This window comes from Roseimaritima multifibrata, assembly GCF_007741495.1.
In the GTDB taxonomy this organism is placed as follows: domain Bacteria; phylum Planctomycetota; class Planctomycetia; order Pirellulales; family Pirellulaceae; genus Roseimaritima; species Roseimaritima multifibrata.
Genome location: NZ_CP036262.1, coordinates 3957826 through 3976179, shown reverse-complemented (window position 1 = coordinate 3976179; position 18354 = coordinate 3957826). Strand labels below are relative to the sequence as shown.

Annotated in this window: 13 protein-coding genes; 8 read left to right on the top strand and 5 right to left on the bottom strand. The window is 55.0% G+C overall.

Annotated elements, in window-relative coordinates:
- Positions 1-33: 33 nt before the first annotated feature.
- The 3 genes from FF011L_RS14405 to FF011L_RS14395 all read right to left on the bottom strand — a co-directional run bounded on the left by FF011L_RS14405 (position 34) and on the right by FF011L_RS14395 (position 4319).
- The gene (locus tag FF011L_RS14405; protein WP_145352340.1) at positions 34-2454 is read right to left on the bottom strand and encodes an ATP-binding protein; all 2421 of its coding nucleotides are present in this window, start codon (positions 2452-2454) and stop codon (positions 34-36) included.
- A gap of 62 nt (positions 2455-2516) precedes the next feature.
- The gene (locus FF011L_RS14400; protein ID WP_145352338.1) at positions 2517-3296 is read right to left on the bottom strand and encodes a TatD family hydrolase; all 780 of its coding nucleotides are present in this window, start codon (positions 3294-3296) and stop codon (positions 2517-2519) included.
- Positions 3297-3308: 12 nt separating this feature from the next.
- A complete protein-coding gene (locus FF011L_RS14395; protein ID WP_145352336.1) occupies positions 3309-4319 on the bottom strand; it encodes a phosphatidate cytidylyltransferase in 1011 nt (336 codons plus the stop codon).
- 388 nt (positions 4320-4707) lie between these two features.
- Here FF011L_RS14395 and FF011L_RS14390 point away from each other — a divergent pair, with 388 nt between their 5' ends.
- Both FF011L_RS14390 and FF011L_RS14385 read left to right on the top strand, forming a co-directional pair.
- A complete protein-coding gene (locus FF011L_RS14390; protein ID WP_145352334.1) occupies positions 4708-4971 on the top strand; it encodes a putative signal transducing protein in 264 nt (87 codons plus the stop codon).
- Positions 4972-5612: 641 nt separating this feature from the next.
- On the top strand, positions 5613-7088 hold the full coding sequence (locus tag FF011L_RS14385; protein WP_145352332.1) for a sigma-54-dependent transcriptional regulator: 1476 nt from the start codon (positions 5613-5615) through the stop codon (positions 7086-7088).
- Positions 7089-7105: 17 nt separating this feature from the next.
- Here the strand turns inward: FF011L_RS14385 and FF011L_RS14380 are convergent, their stop codons facing one another.
- Positions 7106-7774 carry a histidine phosphatase family protein gene (locus tag FF011L_RS14380; RefSeq protein ID WP_145352330.1) on the bottom strand — a complete coding sequence of 223 codons (669 nt, stop codon included), beginning with the start codon at positions 7772-7774 and terminating at the stop codon, positions 7106-7108.
- Between the two features lie 158 nt (positions 7775-7932).
- On the opposite strand from FF011L_RS14380, the gene FF011L_RS14375 reads away from it, so the two are divergent.
- The 5 genes from FF011L_RS14375 to FF011L_RS14355 all read left to right on the top strand — a co-directional run bounded on the left by FF011L_RS14375 (position 7933) and on the right by FF011L_RS14355 (position 14354).
- Positions 7933-8703 carry an ATP-binding cassette domain-containing protein gene (locus FF011L_RS14375; protein WP_145352329.1) on the top strand — a complete coding sequence of 257 codons (771 nt, stop codon included), beginning with the start codon at positions 7933-7935 and terminating at the stop codon, positions 8701-8703.
- Positions 8700-10910: an ABC transporter permease subunit/CPBP intramembrane protease gene (locus FF011L_RS14370; RefSeq protein WP_145352327.1), complete on the top strand. Its 2211-nt coding sequence runs from the start codon at positions 8700-8702 to the stop codon at positions 10908-10910. The genes FF011L_RS14375 and FF011L_RS14370 overlap by 4 nt, the downstream gene beginning before the upstream one ends.
- Before the next feature lie 140 nt (positions 10911-11050).
- Complete coding sequence (locus tag FF011L_RS14365; protein WP_145352325.1) at positions 11051-11287, top strand: RNA-binding S4 domain-containing protein; 237 nt, start codon at positions 11051-11053, stop codon at positions 11285-11287.
- Positions 11288-11708: 421 nt separating this feature from the next.
- Positions 11709-13859 carry a sodium:solute symporter family protein gene (locus FF011L_RS14360; RefSeq protein ID WP_145352323.1) on the top strand — a complete coding sequence of 717 codons (2151 nt, stop codon included), beginning with the start codon at positions 11709-11711 and terminating at the stop codon, positions 13857-13859.
- A 162-nt stretch (positions 13860-14021) separates the two neighbouring features.
- On the top strand, positions 14022-14354 hold the full coding sequence (locus FF011L_RS14355; protein ID WP_145352321.1) for a cupin domain-containing protein: 333 nt from the start codon (positions 14022-14024) through the stop codon (positions 14352-14354).
- On the opposite strand, the gene FF011L_RS14350 is transcribed toward FF011L_RS14355, so the two are convergent.
- Positions 14351-14917 (bottom strand): hypothetical protein, encoded by a 567-nt coding sequence (locus FF011L_RS14350; RefSeq protein WP_145352319.1) that lies wholly within the window; start codon positions 14915-14917, stop codon positions 14351-14353. The genes FF011L_RS14355 and FF011L_RS14350 overlap by 4 nt on opposite strands.
- 220 nt (positions 14918-15137) lie before the next feature.
- On the opposite strand from FF011L_RS14350, the gene FF011L_RS14345 reads away from it, so the two are divergent.
- The gene (locus tag FF011L_RS14345) at positions 15138-18293 is read left to right on the top strand and encodes a PSD1 and planctomycete cytochrome C domain-containing protein (RefSeq protein WP_145352317.1); all 3156 of its coding nucleotides are present in this window, start codon (positions 15138-15140) and stop codon (positions 18291-18293) included.
- The last annotated feature ends 61 nt before the right edge of the window (positions 18294-18354 follow it).

Here is an 18354-nt window from a genome sequence, read left to right as displayed (position 1 = left end):
GAGATCAGGGAGAGGGGGGGCAGATGATAGTTGTTAGTTTTCGAACAAGGGTTGAGCCATACCATGGGCATCGATTTGCCAAGGGGCCCAGGCCAGCTGGACCTCCGAGATCTTCAGGTCACCTTTGCGGGGTGCCACGATGACGGTTTCTAGCTCTAAGTTCTGAATGTCATAGGTCGAACCGAGCGCGTCGATGTCCTCGCGAAGTTCGACTTCCAACGCCTCGTAGTCCAGCCGCAGTTGTTCCGCGGCCTTTTCCGCTCGAGCGATATCGCCATGTTGTGCGGCAGCTCGTGTGGCGCCGCGAACGGTCGTCGACGTTCGCCGGGAAATCTTGTTGCCAAGAAAGGCGTTCAGGATGGTCGATCCAAAGGAGACCAGCGAAGAGACGGAGGCTTGTTTGAATTGGTCTTTTTCGCGAGCCACACGATCTTCGGCCGTGCGGATTTTACCTTCGACCGTGCGGAGTTTGGAAGCGTATTTGTTTCGCAGTTTTTCGGTTTCCAGGTCGCGGGCTTCATGAGCCGCTTGTTTCATTGCGATCCGAGCTTCCCCTTCACTTGAACCGGGTGGGGCGTAAACGTCCAGTTCGGGACAATTGAACAGCGTCATCGGGTGATGGCGGTAGAGGTAGTCTTTTAATTGCTTCGCCCAAGATTTGTAGTTCGATGAACTGCATAATTCCGGAGGCAATTCGTAGAATTCGAAACCCTCCTCCGGTTGGTCGGCCAATTCGATATCGGGATTCAGCGGAAGACTTCCCTCCCAGATCGGATCGGAGATCGGGGAATGGCACGGTTTTAAAATCTTTGCGTCGACCCAATGATCTAAGGAGGCGCTGGAGCGGACGAAATGCATCGACCCCTCCCCCAGCAATGCCGGGCGGTAAACCAATTTTGTCTCCGCCGCGGGGGGCCGATTCGGGACAATGAATTGTTCGGAGACGCCCGATGGAGCGATCGGTTTCGCACTTGCTTTTTCTTTGTCGGAAACCTTTTCCGTGGCATCCACTGCCGCTTCCATCGCTGCCTTCCGCTCCGCCATCAAGTCAACGATTTGATTTCGAGCCAACGGGCCGGCGAGGAAGGACATCGCCCACCGCGTTTGAAAAACCGTTGGTCCGTCGTCATGCACATTGTTCATCAGGAAGACGCGGCTGCCCAAGGCGGCCAGCAACTGTTCCATCTGGGCTTTGTCGAAAGCTTGTCCGGTCTGAATTGCGGCTCCTTCCAGCCCGTCCAAGACCCTTGCCTTGTCGCGTTCGGTTTGCAGCCTTCCCAAGAACCAGGTTCCGATGTTCGATAGACCTTTGTAATCCAGGTCGACAGGGTTTTGCGTTGCCAGCACCATTCCCAGACCGAAGGCGCGGGCTTGTTTCAGCAAAGTCAACATCGGCTGCTTGCTAGGCGGGTTGGCGACCGGAGGAAAGTATCCGTAGACCTCATCCATGTAAAACAGCGACCGCAGCGAACTTGTTCCACTTTGGGTCCGCATCCACGCCAACAGTTCGTTCAGCAGAATCGTGACAAAGAACATCCGTTCGCTGTCGTTCAGATGAGCGATCGAGAGGATCGATATGCGAGGTTTTCCTTCGGGCGTGTGCAGCAGACGCGGGATGGAAAGTGGCTCCCCTTCCAACCAACTGGCGAAGGCTGGCGAGGCAAGCAGGTTGTTCAGCTGCATCGCCAGTTTGCCGCGATCAGCGGTCGACATGAAACTGTCCAAATCAAGGACACCAACACGTTGGATCGGTGGGGACTGGATCAAGCCAATCAACGAACCGACCGAAACGTTTTCGCCTTTCTTCCAGCAGTGGTCAAAGATCGACGAAAGCAGGATATGTTCGCGGGACATCAACGGATCGGCATCGATTCCCAGCAACGTCAGCAGACCCGATGCCGCTCCGCTGACTCGGTCGCGCATCGCTTCCCCGTTGGAAAGCAGTTCGGGAGGAGGCGCGTCAAAGCTTTTTAAGACCGTCAAAGGCAGACCCGCCTGGCTGCCAGGGGTGTAGATCGCGAAATCCGCCGCCTCTTTCAGATTGGCGATTCGCTCGGGCGCCTGCCCCCATGAGGCCAAACCAGCCTTCCATTTTTTAGCGGTTTGTTCCGCGTATTCTTTATCGGAAAGACCTTTCCGAGCTGCTTCTCCGGGCTCTAGCCACTTAGCAAAGTCTTTGGGCTTTAGGTCGGGGAAGGTTAGTAGCAGGTTGGCAAGATCCCCCTTGGGGTCAATGCAAATCGCAGGGATGCCATCGATCGCGGCTTCTTCCAGCAGCGACAGGCATAAACCGGTCTTCCCGCTTCCCGTCATCCCGACACACATCGCGTGCGTACAGAGGTCCTTGGAATCGTACATTTGCAGTTCGTCTAGCAGCTTGCCTGCTTTTAGATCGTACTGACGCCCAAGATAAAAGGCTCCAAGCTTCTCGAATGCATCGGCGGAAGGGATCATGGTTTCAGTATCTGCGAAAAGATGTGGAAGAGGGAATTACCGTGTGATCCGTCGCTGCCGATTTATTCGGGCAACGCGAGGAACCGACGGGCGTTGTGGGTCGTAATCTCTGCCATCGATTCGACGCTTTTGCCGCGAACTTCCGCCAAACATTTCAGAGTGTGGGCAACACGAGCCGGTTCGTTGGGCCGCTTGCCACGAAGCGGTTCGGGGCTGAGGTAGGGGGCGTCGGTTTCAATCAGCAAACGGTCTTCGGGGACCTGAGCTGCGACCCCGCGGAGGTCTTGAGATTTTTTGAACGTTAACATCCCGGCGAAACTGATATGCAAACCGAAATCAAGCAGCTGTTTGGCTTGGTCCCAGTCGCCCGTAAACGAATGCATGACTCCGGCCAACGATCCCTTGGCCGCGTACGGGCGGAGCGTATCGATAATGGCAGGGCAGCTTTCACGCATGTGGACAATAAACGGCAGCCCGACCTTTTGTGATAATTCGATGTGCCGCTGGAAATAATCGATCTGTTCGACAAGCGGAGTATCGTCCCAGTATTGGTCCAGCCCGGTTTCGCCAATCGCCCGCACGCCTGGAAAGCCAGCCAGTTCTTCGATGGTCTGCCAGTCATCGGCTTCGACCTCGCCGACGTAATTAGGTTGGATGCCAACCGCTGCATAGACGTACCCTGGGTACTCCGCAGCCAGATCGCAGGCTCGTCGGCTGGAGGCGGCGGTTGTGCCGATGGTCATCATCCCGACCAGGCCCGCCGCTTTTGCTCGTTGCACAACCGCATCGCGTTGGTCGTTGAATTGGTCGCTGTCTAGATGGGCGTGGGTGTCGAACAACATAAAAATGGTGGACTAGCCAGAGTAGAAAAATCGGGTCAGGTGATAGAAGACTGGTGCGGCGAAACAAACGTCGTCGATTTGATCCAGCAGGCCGGCATGCCCTTCAACAAGGGTTCCGGTATCGTTCAGGCCTCGGTCGCGTTTGATTGCACTCATGGTCATCGTGCCGGCAAAGGCCATGCAGGCAACAACCATGCTCATCACGCCTGCTTCCCAAGGGGCAAACGGCGTCGCCCAGAAAAGGGCGGCGCCCAGCAGACCCGTGGTGACGACCGAGCCGACTAAACCTTCCCACGTTCGCCCTGCGTTGATGTCTCGAGCGATGGGGTGACTGCCAATCAGCACGCTCCAAACGCGCTGTAGGACTCCCGATAGTTGAGCGATCAACAGAAAGAAAAACAGCAGCGTGACGTTGCTGCCACTCCATGCTTGCCCATCGGCGTGTTGAAGCGACAAATCGAGAAGTGCCGGGGCATAGCTAAGTGAGTAAACGCAGATCAGCAGTCCCGACTGGATCTTGGCACTCCGTTCAAGGAATCGTTTGTAGTCGCCTCCAAACGCAATCCGAGCGGGGATGAACAGGCTTGCGTAGACCGGAATCATGATGCTGTAGAGACCATAGAAATTGATCTCGCGGCCCGCGGTAATCCAGCTGGCCGGCATATTGCTGAGAATGATCAGAAGATATTGCAGCGGCGTAAAAATAAAGAAGACCCAAAACAAGGCCCGATGGTCTCCACGCCGCGTTGGGGTCATCGTGATGAATTCGCGCAGGGCCCAGAAGGAAACCAGCCCAAACAGGATGATGGTGCCGACTCGGTGGAGCAGGAATCCGCAGACCAAAATAGCGCACATCATCCACCAGATTCGCAGGCGTTGCGTAAATCGCCTGACGACGGCGGATTCAATCGCGACATTTTCCCGGCGGGTCAACAAGAATCCGACCAACGTGGCGATGCCCAAAGCAACCACGACCACTGCCAGCAGGATAAAGGTCTTGGACGTTACCCATTCGGTGGTCATTTCTTGCTTCGACAGACTGTCAATCGCAAATAGGGTGGCAGACGCGGCGATCAAGACAATAAAGCCCCGGTCAAAAGGACGGGATCCAGTGTCGTTGGAAATATCGACACTGTATCCCTTGATTCAAATTCCCTGGGGATTATAGCAAGACCGCTTCGTCCTGCACTGGGACACCTAAATGAGGCCGGCAATCGGCAACGAACAAGATACCGTGTTCCCGTTTCCGCTATAATCGGGGTCGAATGAGCCGCGAACTGGAACCGGTATGCTCATCCGAAAAGCGAACAGCAGCACAGAGGTTGGCAGGCAATTTGGTGACGTTTGTATTTTGGAGGTATCCCCTTCCCGGGGGCCGGTACTAAGGTCAAAAACGTATTGAGGTTGTTCAATGGTTTCGGATGATTCGCCCGTTCTGGTCGCCTCGGCTCCCACGTCGATTGAAGCGAACGCGATCGCTAGTTTCCTGGTCGATGCCGGGATCAAAGCGACCGTGACAGGAAGTTTCACGTCAGGCTTTCAAGCCGAGGCTCCCGGCTGGGTGCGGGTCGTCGTCCGCAAAGTCGATTTGCCCGCAGCCGAAGAATTGCTGAAAAAGTATCGCGATATCGAGGTCGATTGGGACCAAGTCGACGTCGGCCAACCCGAATCGTAAATTCGTCGCCGTCGCGGAAGCGAAGAGTGTCGCCTTTCGCTCGGGACGTGAAATCAATAAGTGGCGGTTTCCGAGTAGGAACCAGCGTCTGGCGACATTAGCGTGGCATCCACGTAGCTACGCTCGCCAGAGCGTGGACAGACCGGCAATCGCATCGAAAACACAACGTATTTGCCGGGCGGCTTGTGCCGCTCGTTTTGTTGCGTCTGGCCGGCTATTTGGCGATCCACACGTTCTGATTCGCTGCAGCTGCATTCTCTGCTGCGGGCGACGACGATACGTCCGTTCAGGCGGTTGGCGTAAGAAAATGCCAACAAAAAAAGGTGAGCGCATAAAAGAGCCCCCTCGGGTGGGGCAGGTACTCGAGGGGGCTCACGCTTCCGGGGCAATCGGGGCAGTGATTGCCGCCGGACGTTGGGTATTCTAGCGGGCTGACTTGCAAAGGGAAGTCTTGATGGGCAAAAAAACCGAAAAAAATTGCGAACTGCAAAATGCCACGATTTGTAAGGGGATTCCTTGTTGGCTCTCCCCACTGCCCAAAAGGGCTCGAATTCGTCAGAGTATTAAGGTAAACCAACGGAACTCAGTGGTCGCAGATTGCTCCATCTTTCGTCGCTAGAAAAAAAATATCCCGTTTTAATATGGCTGATTCGACACTTCCCTCTGCCAAAACCGATTCCTCGCTAGGTGATGAGCTTACCGAGGCTTCGCGGGCCGAATATTCGTTGCTAATCATTGATAATGACCCGGCACACGCTCGAGCGATGACCGAAAGTCTGGAACGCGTCGGATACAGATGTACCGTAGCGACAAGTGGTCCCGAAGGGGCACGGCTGATCGAGCGGGAAACGTTTCATGTCGTGATTACCGATATGGTGATGAACGATATCGATGGGATGAAGATTCTGGCGCTCGCTCGCAAACGATTGCCTGACTGTGAAGTCCTCTTGGTGACCGGGCATGCCTCGGTTCCGATCGCCGTCGAAGCGATGCAAGAAGGGGCGTTCACCTTCATGGAGAAACCGATCACGCCGCAGCGCCTGCGTGCCGTCACTGAAAAAGCGGTCCAAGCGGTGCGACTGCGGCAACAGAACACGGAACTTCGGCAGCGACTTGATGAGCGATTTGGGTTTGAAGGGATCATTTACGCAAGCCCCGAAATGCAGCAGGTGATCGATCGCCTGAAGCGAATCGCGCCGACCGATGCGACCGTCTTGATCACCGGTGAGAGTGGGACGGGCAAAGAGATGATTGCTCAGGCAATCCACCAAAACAGCCCACGCCGCAATAAACGGATCGTCGAACTGAATACCCGTGCGGTATCGGAGCATCTGGTCGAGAGTGAATTGTTCGGGCATGTCAAAGGTGCCTATACCGACGCCGTCAGCGATCGCGTTGGTGCGTTTGAATATGCAAACGGAGGGAGCTTGTTTCTGGATGAAGTGGGGGACATGCCCATGAGCACCCAGATCAAGTTGCTGCGAGTTCTAGAAGAGCACGAGATAACGCGGGTTGGTGACAACAAACCGATCAAAGTGAACGTCCGGTTAATCAGTGCCACCAATCGGCCCCTGGAAGAAATGGTCGAGGACGGATCTTTCCGCAACGATTTGTATTTCCGTATCAAGGTGGTCACGGTCACTTTGCCTCCCCTGCGGGATCGCCGCGACGACATTATTCCGCTGATGGATCATTTCCGGAAATCGTTTCTCAAACGTCACGCAAAACCTACCGCCCATTTCACTCCCGATGTGACCAAACGGTTTTTCGCTTACCAGTGGCCGGGCAACATTCGCCAGTTGCGGAACTTTGTCGAAACGATGGTCGTTTTGGATAACGACGGAAGTTTAGGGGAAGACGATCTGCCGCCCGAGTTAAGCGAACAAGTTCCCGAGGATGCCCCTTCCCCCAACATGGTTTCGGGACCGGTGAATCTGATCGGGAAACCGTTGGCCACCATCGAACGCTGGGCCATTGAAGAGACCCTGCGGTTGTCGGGGGGCAATCGAGAAGAGGCCGCTAGGACGCTTGGCATTGGGCCGCGTACTTTATATCGTCGCCTGGACGAATATAAAAAACTGGAACAGGGCGACGACGCCGAAGGCAGCGAAGAATAATGGGGCAGCCGATTCGTTTAGCCGTTTGAATCGGTAACGATTCCTGGGGATAGATGGCCAATCGAATTCAACCACTGCAGGTTCCACGAATCGTTGACCAAGTCCAATCGGGTGATTCCGGTATTACAGAGTGGCCCCAGTCGCTTTGTATTGACGCAGTCCGCCAGCATCGTGGTCATCATGTGGCGGATGATGTCGGCATGAATGATCATGACGACCGTAACGTCTTGACCGATAAAACGTTCGGTTAAATTCTGTACGATCCGGTCCGCCCGCTGGATGGCTTGCTCGCGCGTCTCCGGAATTCGCCCATTCCACCATCCGTTCTCTTGGATCGATTCGTGGACCTGCGCGTTGGGGATCCATTTCAGAATCTCTGCACGATTGTAGCCGGGGGCTCCGCTGACGTTCGTGCCGTGACCACGGTAGCAGCCACCCTCTTCGTAGGTTTCGGGGTCGATTTCAATCGCCGCCTTGCTGGTCTGGGCTACGAAACTGGTGGTTTGCAACGCCCGGCGGAAGGGGCTGGTGATAAGGCAATCGATCGGCATGGATTCCAGCCACCTGCCAAGTTGGATGGCTTGCTGTTCACCCAGTGGGGTGATGCCGGGGTCTTCTACGCGTTCGTTTTCCGGTTTCGCGTTGTTCTCGCTCTCAGCGTGACGAATCAGGTGCAATCGTAGCATGGTTCCTAAAACTTAAACCTTTACGGTGGAAACGGGGGTCAGGGTGGTCAGACGGGTTACAAGGAAACGATTTTTGCAACAAAGCTGAAATCTTCATGGAACGACCGCCTGAAAGCATGACGTAATCTATGCTCTACCAACAGGAGTCTGCCCCGACCATGATATACGTTCAAGACCTGACCAAAACGTACGAAGACCTGCAGCGCGGGCGGTTCGTAGCCGTCGATCGCGTTTCATTTCACGTTGCTCCCGGAGAAATCTTCGGCCTTCTCGGGCCGAACGGTGCTGGGAAGACAACGGTTCTACGGATTTTAAGCACGGTTCTTAAACCGACTTCAGGAACGGCTCGAATCCACGGCTACGATGTTGCAGCCGATGCAGCGGATGTGCGCAGCCGAATCGGGTTTGTCAGCAACAACACCGCGCTTTACGACCGGATGACGGCTTGGGAAACAGTGCAGTATTTCGGTCGACTGCATGGGATGCGGAGCGATGAACTGAAAGATCGCTTGGAATCGTTGTTCGACCAATTGCGAATGAATGATTTTCGCGATGTCCCCGCAGGGAAAATGTCTACCGGAATGAAACAAAAGGTTTCAATCGCCAGAGCCCTGGTCCATGATCCACCGATCCTGATCTTTGATGAAGCGACGCTCGGCCTGGATGTGATGGTTGCTCGGAACTTGTTGCAGGTGATCCGAAACCTTCGCGAAGCGGGAAAATGTCTGATCTTTTCGACGCACATCATGCGTGAAGTCGAACGCCTGTGTGACCGAATTGCGATCATGCATCGTGGCCGCATCCTCGATACGGGGACCCTGGAAGCACTCCGCGAACGTCACGACGAACATGACTTCGAAGACCTCTTTTTTGGTCTGCTGTCGAAGCATGAAGAGGAATCAGGCGAAATATTAGGAGTGCAGGAATGAGCCGAAACAAAAAACATTCGCCTCGACTTCGTACGATCGGGATGATCTATGCCCGCGAAATGCGCGATCAGTTGCGCGACCGCCGGACGATCATGACCATCGTGGTTCTACCGATGCTGTTGTATCCCCTGGTCGGGACGTTGCTGCTGCAGATCGCTCAGTTCACCCAGCAACATGCTCCAAAAATTTGCATTATCGGGACCGAGAACCTTCCGCAGTCGACTCCACTGATAGATGGTGAGGGATTGGCTGACGCGTATCACGAAGTGCAAGGGAACGCCAGTTTTGAATTCTATGAGTGGCGGCACTTGGCGCAAAAAGCCTCCGTCGCAGAAATCGCCCAACGTTTCGTCGATCGCGAAGCTTACGATGCGGTGCTTCTTGTTCCCCCCCATTTCGAACTCAGGCACTCCGACGCCGAGACCGAAGACCTCGTCAATTCATTGCACGTCGTGACCAGCCCCAGTTCCGATGGAGCCGCGATCGCTACGGAGCGGGTTTACTCCGTGCTGGGAAAATGGCGAGACGATATCGTTTCGAAAGAACTGCTTGATCAAGGGCTTGCAAGCAACATTCTCTCACCGTTTACCGTACAAAAGAAGGCTGTCAACGCAGAAGCCGGGACCGCGATGCTGTGGAGCAAACTGCTGCCATTTGTGATGCTGATCTGGGCGATGACCGGCGCATTTTATCCGGCGATCGATTTGGTCGCGGGTGAAAAAGAACGAGGGACTTTGGAAACGTTGCTATGCAGCCCCGCACTACGCAGTGAAATTGTATGGGGTAAGTTGGCGGCGGTGACCACGTTTAGCACTCTGACGGCACTGCTGAATGTCTTTAGCATGACGTTGACCAGTACCCTGATTTTTCGTCAGATGGGATTGGATCCAACCGGCGGCAGTTTCGGGCCTCCACCCTTGGGATCGATGATGTGGCTGCTCTTGGCGCTGTTGCCGCTGGCCGCACTGTTTAGTGCTTTGGCACTTGCGGTCGCTGCGATGGCTCGCAGTAGTAAGGAAGGTCAGTACTACCTGATGCCCCTGATGATGGTCTCGCTGCCATTGGTCTTGCTACCGATGATGCCGGGGATGAACCTGAACACAGGGACTTCTTTGATTCCTGTAACTGGAATGTTTCTTCTGGTGCGGGCACTGGTCGAAAGCCAGTATTTGTTGGCACTGATGCATTTGCCAATGGTTGCTGGAGTCACCTTTGGTTGCCTGTGGTTGGCGACCCGCTGGGCACAGCGGCAATTCGAAGACGAAGCCGTCTTGTTTGGTGGTGGCGAACAATGGGAATTGCGGTCTTGGGTCCGGCATTTTTGGCGGGATCGTCAAGCAGTCCCCTCCCCTGCTCAGGCACTCGCCTGTGGCGTGATCATTCTGGTTGGATTGTTCTTTGGCAAATTGATGGTCACGGAAATGCCGGGGAATCTAGCCGGTCTAACCAAACTCCTTTTGACACCCCAGATCGGTTTGATTTTGGCTCCGCCGCTATTGATGGCGATTGTCATGACCACTTCCTTGCGAGAAACCTTTCGATTCCGAATGCCTCATTGGCCGGCGTTACCGATTGCCTTGCTGCTGGGAATCACCATGCACCCGGTCTACGTGACTTTGGGGCACCTGATCACCGACATCTATCCAATCAGCGAGCAAACGCAATTAGCCTTGGAGCCGATGACCAAGTTGATCGCAACCGCCCCGCTTTGGCATATCATCTTTATCTTGGCCTTCATCCCTGCACTGTGTGAAGAGTTGGCGTTCCGAGGATTCATCTTTAGTGGATTGGTACGAGGCGGCGGTCGGTCACGAGCCGTCGTGGTTTCGGCAATCATGTTCGGGATTTCCCACGGGCTGTTGCAGCAGTCGATCGCGGCGACCGTGATGGGATTGATGTTGGGCTGGATTGCGCTGCGTACCGGCAGCGTTCTCCCCTGCTTGATCATTCACTTTACGAACAACGCGCTTTCGGTCAGCATGTCGCGGATTCCCGATTTTGGACTTCAGGGGACCGAGCTGTTTTTGACCACAAACGTCGACGGTTCGGCAATGTATCAGCCGATCTGGACGCTGATGGCCGCAGGTTTAGCGTTTGCTTGCCTAACCTATTTCTACACGCTGCAGTCATCGGATGATGAACAGGCAGCGATGAGCGGTATCGTGGGCCCCTGCCCTGCCGATCCCGGTTTGCAACCGGTCGCGTAGCGGCAACCGCGTAGGGGCAAACAACGCCCACCGTCTGGGACGGCTTGCTTCGTATCGGAGCAGCGTCCAAAATGGAAAGCGAACAATTCGGTTTGGTGCCGAATCCATTCGCTCCTACCGCAAGATCGTGTTTCATACGTATGTCTACCGACGATGAAGTCCCCGCAGTTGAACCGCCCGAGCCGCTTTCGATTCGGTTGGACGACTTTCTTAAGTTTTGCGGAGTCGTTGGGACCGGCGGGCAAGCGAAAATTCTGATTCAAGCTGGCGATGTGCGAGTGAACGGCGAGGTCGAAACGCGTCGCCGGAAGCAATTGTTCCCCGGGGATGTCGTTGACTTGTTGGGCGAACAGATCGAAGTGGAAGGACACCCTTAGTCATTCCTCGACACGCGGATTCGCGTGTCGGCCTAGGTGGGGGACGCTAGGAACCCTAGCCGCGCCCCCCTTCACAGCATGTTTCGCAGATCGTGTGGCATCGCGAACACTGTAGTTTTGCTCGGATTTCTATCAGTGTGCCGCCGCATACCGGACAGGCCGGCTGGCATTTGGCGCTCTCTTCAGAGTTCTTGTCCTGGGACATGGTTTCGTTGGTTTGGCGAAAAATGGTCGACGGAGACGTGGAAATGGCTTACCGGGAAGGGGCAATTTGCCAGGCTCCCTTCATCGTACCCTCTGTGCAAGCGGATATCGATCCTGGACCGCAACCGTGGTCTGGACTGTGCTATCATGCTTCACTCTTCTCCCCGCCTAGACGGCCCAGCTTGTTTGGCTCGGCATCCAACTGTTTGATAATTTAATGACCACGATCGACTACATTGTTCTTGCGGCCTATTTCCTGGTGATGATTGCCATCGGTATTTACGCGATGCGACGCGTGAGTGACCAAGAAGACTATTTCATGGGGGGCCGTGGTTTCGGGAAAATCCTGCAAACCTTTGCCGCCTTTGGTGCCGGGACGGGGGCTCACGAACCGGTCCAGGTAGGCAGTACCACGTGGACGAGTGGGCTAAGCGGAGTCTGGTCCGCGCTGATGTGGCTGTTTGTGACTCCGGTCTACTGGATTGCTGCGGTCTGGTATCGGCGGATGCGGCATTTGACGTTGGGCGACTGGTTTGTTGAACGCTACGAATCGCGATCGATGGGAGCGGCCTATACGCTTTTCGCCATCGTCTTCTATATGTTCTATCTGTCGACAATGTTCTCGGCGGTTGCCGCGTTTGCGGTTCCGTTGATGGGCGTCGAAACCGGGCTGTTCGGTTTGGAACTGAAGTACACGCTGATCCCCGCGATCGCGGTGGTCGTCATTCTGTACGGAGTCTTAGGCGGATTGAGTGCCGCGTATTGGACGGATTTGATCCAAGGGTTGTTCATCATTTTGCTTTCGACCTTGTTGATTCCGTTTGGGTTGTGGGCCCTAGCCGAGCAGTTCGGCACGGACGGTCAAACCAGCATGATGGACGGATTCCGAATCATGCATGAACGCGTCTCCGGCGATTACTTCAGCCTGTTTAATGGTCCAAGCAGTGGCGAATTCCCGATTCATTACATCCTGTCGCTTTCGCTTCTGGGCATGATCGGGATTGTGGTCCAGCCGCACTTTATCGCCACCGGTGGTGGTTCCGCGAAAACCGAAGAAGAGGCCAGAATCGGTTTGGTGGTCGGTAACTTTCTGAAACGACTTTGCACGGCAGGTTGGGCTTTGACCGCGCTGATCGCGCTGGCGTTGTTGGCGGGAAGCCCTGAAATTGCCGCCAACCCCGATCGCGTGTGGGGCGTCGCCGCTCGAGAGATTCTGGGGCCGTTGAACCTCGGTTTGGTCGGTTTAATGTTGGCCTGCCTGTTGGCGGCGATGATGAGTTCCGCAGATACGTACATGATCGTCACGTCGGGGCTTGTCGTACGCAATGTTTATGCGGCCTATATCAATGCAAATGCAGACGAAAAGAAGTACGTCCTGGTGGGGCGCCTGACCGGCCTGATCATCATCATCGGGGCGGCTTTCTTTGCCCTGCTGTATGGCGACGTGTTTGGGCAGTTTAAGATGACGCTGGAATTACCGATCCTCTTTGCGGCTCCGTTTTGGCTGGGGATGTACTGGCGACGGGTGAATCGAACCGCCGTCTGGGGGACGATCGCGTTTTCGTTCTTGTTCTTCTTTGTGCTACCCGTTGCGGTGCCGCTAGTCGCTCCGGGGTTACATAATTCCCCTGGATTGGCTGCCACGACCAAAACCGTGACAACGACGATCGTACGGCCCGCTACCGAATCCGATGTTGCACGTCGTGAAGCGTGGTTGGAAGCAAGCCAGGGGATCGACGATCAGGCGGCGGGTGTAAAAGCCAAGGATCTGTTAGGCCCCGAGCCGCCGGAAGCGATCCTGGGTCAGCCAATCACGCTAAAGAAGACAACCGGAGGCAAGTCGATTTTTTGGCGTGGAGGCGTCAAGCCTGTCGGACGTCAAGAGTCCTTCTTGGTGGAAGAGCAAGACGATGGAGAAACCCGCGTCCAGACTTACCGAATCGATGGAAAGAAGGTCGGGGCCGGATCGCTTAATATTGACTTCCTGCTCTATTCGGCGCTCGGCGTCGATCTGTCAGGAGTCTCGTCGACGATGTTGGAAACGCTCCGCTTGCCGACTCGGCTGTTTGCTCCTTTTCTGGTCCTGTTCTTGCTCAGTTACGTAACGCCGCGAGGTCGGTCCGACGTATTGAATCGTTACTTTACGAAAATGAATACGCCCGTATTGGCCGACCATGAAGCCGACCGGCAAGCCCTTGAACGAGCCTACCTGGCTCCGGTATCCGCATGCAAACGAAAATTGTATCCAGGATCCGACTGGGAATTTACTCGTCCGACGAAGTTTGATGTCTTTGGGTTTTTGGCGTCCTGTGTCGTCTGTGCGCTTATCATCTTGTTGCTGATTTGGCTGGCCAACATCGGAAGTTGATCCGCGTCGATTTTGTAGCCTGCATTTAGCTCTGCGAGGCATTCGTATCAACGCCTGCTTCGCGGATAAAAATAATGCTGGTGGTGAAACAAGTCTTGCCTTCCGGTCGCACCGCGCTGAATGTAACGCGGCGGTTCGGGCCAAACTTTGGTGGGAGAATCGATGTCCAATCTGTTTGCCGATTTACCAAACGCATTGCCCGAGGAACTTGTTTCGGTTCTGGTTGAAAACGGGGGCGTACGAATCGAACGCATCGTTTCAAATGGACAGAACAGTCCCGAAGGATTCTGGTACGACCAAGCTGAAGCGGAGTGGGTGGTCGTGCTACAGGGCGAGGCTTTGTTGCAGTTTGAGGATCAACCCTCGGTCCGCATGAAACCGGGCGACTTTATCGATATCCCGGCGCACCAAAAGCATCGTGTTGAGTGGACGGTTCCCGATCAGCCGACGGTCTGGCTGGCGGTCTTCTACGGGGCGCCGATCCGTTCCGCTTAGTTGCGGTAAAAGTCAATCCACTCGATCTGTAGAGAGCTTGGATTGTTTTTGAACAACGCTGGTGGTAGCTCGATCTGGAAAAATGGTTTTACGTTGTTAGCGCCGGGCCCTTCGAGTGGTTCCGCATCCCTCGGGGCAAGATTGGCTTCCGGACGCTCGATCGGTTGCTTGATTTTGATCCATAGAGGGTCTTTGTCCGTTACCGATGTTGCTTCATCCGCTTCGTTCCAAACGCGATATTTTGTGGGCGATGCGTTGGACACGGCAGCTCCGATCGTGACCTGCCCGTTGGAGACGCGAAAGTTTTCCAGGCCGTTCAAATGCAGTCGCAGTAGAACGGTGGTGGGCCACGATTGGCTTTTGCGACGAATGACCGCTCTCCCGATGCCAGAGACACTTTGGATCGATAATTCACCCTTCGCAGCAGTTGCAACCACCCTGATCGGTGTTGGTTCATCGTTCGTGGAAACGTCCAATAGAAGATTCCCCCTGTCGTCGGCCGTGGAAACCGTGGGGATTTGGATCACCGTCAGCAGGAAGGCGATAAACGCCAGTCGTAACATCGATTTTGAGTCCGTTTAAGGAAAGGGCCGCATAAAAAACTAACGCTTCACTCATTGTGGATCAAAACGCAATCGACGGCGCGATTGTGGTCAGCGATTACTTTGGAGGGCACGAATCGTTTCGGCGTACTCATCGCGGTTACCGACCACCCTGCCGGTGGCGATTGTATTAGAATAGAAGGGCTTGCTTGACGCGTCCAACCTTCCCGCCTGGTTTCTTATGCTTGCCCTGCTTCGCTTATTGCCTTTCTGGTCAACAGTCCGGCTTGCCGCTGTTTGTTCCCTTTGCGTGATGGGACAGGTGTTGGCGGTCGAGAATCCGCAAATCGATTTCCGCACCCAAATTCGGCCGATTCTTTCGGACAAATGTTATGCCTGCCATGGTCCAGATGCGGGCCAAAGGCAAACCGAATTGCGACTCGATACGCAGGAAGGCGCGTTCGCTGATCTAGGTGGATACGTGGCGGTCGCCCCCGGCGATCTGGATTCAAGTGACTTGGTGCAGCGGATCCTTTCCGACGATGATGATATCGTCATGCCTCCCGCCGATCATCTTAAAAGCTTAACCGAGGCCGAAAAACAAGCATTGGTTGCTTGGGTCCAGCAGGGGGCGAACTGGAGCGAACATTGGTCGTATGTCGTGCCGGAAGTGCAGAGAGTGCCGGAGGTCGAAGCGGTCGATTGGCCACAGAATTGGATCGACAATTTTGTGCTCGCAAATCTGGAGAAACGTGGAATTCAGCCTTCTAGTCCAGCAGCGAAACGGACATTGATTCGCAGGTTAAGTTTCGATCTGACGGGGTTGCCCCCCAGCCAAAAAGAAGTCGCTGATTTTTTGGAGGATTCGTCGGGGGAAGCGTACGAACGGGTGGTCGATCGACTGCTCCAATCGCCTCATTATGGCGAGCGTATGGCAATGTATTGGTTGGACCTTGTGCGCTACGCCGACACGGTTGGCTACCACGGCGACCAAGATGTTTCGGTCTCCCCATTTCGTGATTATGTGATTGACGCGTTTAATAAGAACCTTCCTTTTGATCGTTTTACGCGTGAACAATTGGCCGGCGATCTGCTGGAAAATCCGACAACCGATCAAATGATTGCTTCGGGATACAACAAGCTTGGCATGATGTCCGCCGAGGGAGGTGTTCAGCCGGAAGAGTACTTGGTGAAATACGCTTCGGACCGTGTGCGGACGGCTTCGACCGTTTGGTTGGGGATGACCCTCGGCTGTGCGGAATGCCACGACCATAAGTTCGACCCGATGACCGCAAAGGATTTTTATCGCTTTGCCGCTTTCTTTTCTGATATCAAGGAACGCGGTTTGTACAGTGGCGCAAACCGCGACGGGAAATGGGGGCCGACGATCGATGTCCCGGATGTTCAGTTGCCGGTTCTATTGGAGGGAATCGATCAGCAGATTCTTGATCTCACACAGCAACTGCAATCTCCTTCCGACGACGTCCGACGCGAACTCGCTGACGCACTAATCGCTTGGGAGCCTGAAATTCAGAAACGGTTGTCGGCATGGAAACCGCTACTGCCGGAATCGGCAACTGCGGACCACGACACCGTTCTGACCGTGCGTGACAATTCGTCTTTGTTGGCTTCGGGTGCCAACCCAGGGCAGAATCAATACCGAGTTGTTTGCTCGCTTCCGCAAACGACGTTGACCGGCCTTTGTGTTGAGGTGCTCCCGGATGCTTCGCTGCCTAAGAGTGGGCCGGGCAGAGCGGGTAACGGAAACTTTGTGATCACCGAAGTTCGAGCCTTTCTGGAAAACGCCGACGGCGACCGAAAGCCGATCCCCCTGAACAAGGCGAGAGCTTCCATTGAACAGGCTGACAGTGCTAAAAACCCTTACGCAAAATGGGCTGCGGAAGCCGCCATCGATGGCGACGTAAAAGGGGCCACTTGGGGCTGGGCGATCCTTCCGCAAGCTGGCAAGACAAGTTTCTTAACGGTGGGTTTTACCGAAGCCGTTCAAGCGGCGGCGACCGACCGATTGGTCGTCGAAATCGATCAGAACCATACCAATCCGACTCACACACTTGGCTGTTTTCGCCTGCATCACACGCCGCGTGAGAACGCGACGCAGCTCGATTTCCCGGGAACCGTTCCTGAACCAATCCAGACCGTGCTTGGTAAGGATCCGGAGGCTCGCACTCCGGAGGATCGTCAAACGCTATCGGCCTATTACCAGACGATTTCGCCTCGCCTGGAAACGATCCGTCAGCAGCTTGCGGCCCTGAAGACTGAACGAGAATCGTTGATCGCGTCGCATACGCGAACGACGTTGATCACGGTCGCGACGACCCCCAGAGAGATTCGGATTCTGGAACGCGGTGATTGGATGGATCGAAAGGGCGAAGTGGTCCAGCCCGGTGTCCCTCATTTTCTGGAACAGATTCCCACAGCCGACGGTTCGCGAGCGAGTCGCCTGGATTTAGCCAATTGGCTGACCGATCGCCAGAACCCGCTAACCGCTCGCGTCTTTGTCAATCGATTGTGGACCCTGATGTTTGGCGTGGGACTTTCCAAAGTCCTCGACGATGTCGGTTCGCAGGGGGAACCGCCTGTGCACCCTGAATTGTTGGATGCGTTGGCGATCGAATTCATGGATTCGGGCTGGGATGTGAAACATATTTTGAAGCGGATGGTAATGTCGAACACCTACCGACAATCTTCGCATGGACGTGAGGACTTGCGTGAAATCGATCCGTTTAATCGCTTGGTCGCTCGCCAGTCACGCTTCCGCTTGGATGCGGAAATGGTTCGCGATAACGCGTTGAAAGTCAGCGGACTGCTGGTTCCTCAAATCGGTGGCCGGAGTGCTAAACCGTATCAGCCTGCCGGTCTTTACCAGCATCTGAATTTTCCGGCGCGAGAATATCAACCGGATACAGATCAGAATCAGTATCGGCGCGGAGTCTACACGCATTGGCAGCGCCAGTTCCTGCATCCTGCCCTGCAGGCCATGGATGCTCCGGCGCGTGAAGAGTGCACCGCTCAGCGGCCTCGGTCCAATACGCCGTTGGCGGCATTGGTCCTTTTGAACGACCCCTCGTATGTCGAATCGGCCAGAAAGCTGGCGGAACACGCGATCGAATTTGGCGGGGATAGCGTTGACGAACGTTTGGAATGGCTCTCGCAGCAGACGATCAGCCGTAGCTTCAATGCTGCGGAGCGAAAAGTCTTTCACGAGCTGTTAGAAAAGCACCTGAAGGCGTACACCGAAGCTCCTCAGGATGCCGAGCAAGTTCTGACCATTGGAATGTCCGGATCCGATTCGGCTATTCCTAAGGCCGAACTTGCGGCCTGGACGTCGCTGGCACGCGTCCTTTTGAACATGCATGAAACGATAACTCGCAATTAGTACTTCTTCACCTTCGCAACATTGTGAAGAACGGACTCCCTTCGCCGACGATTGAAAACGA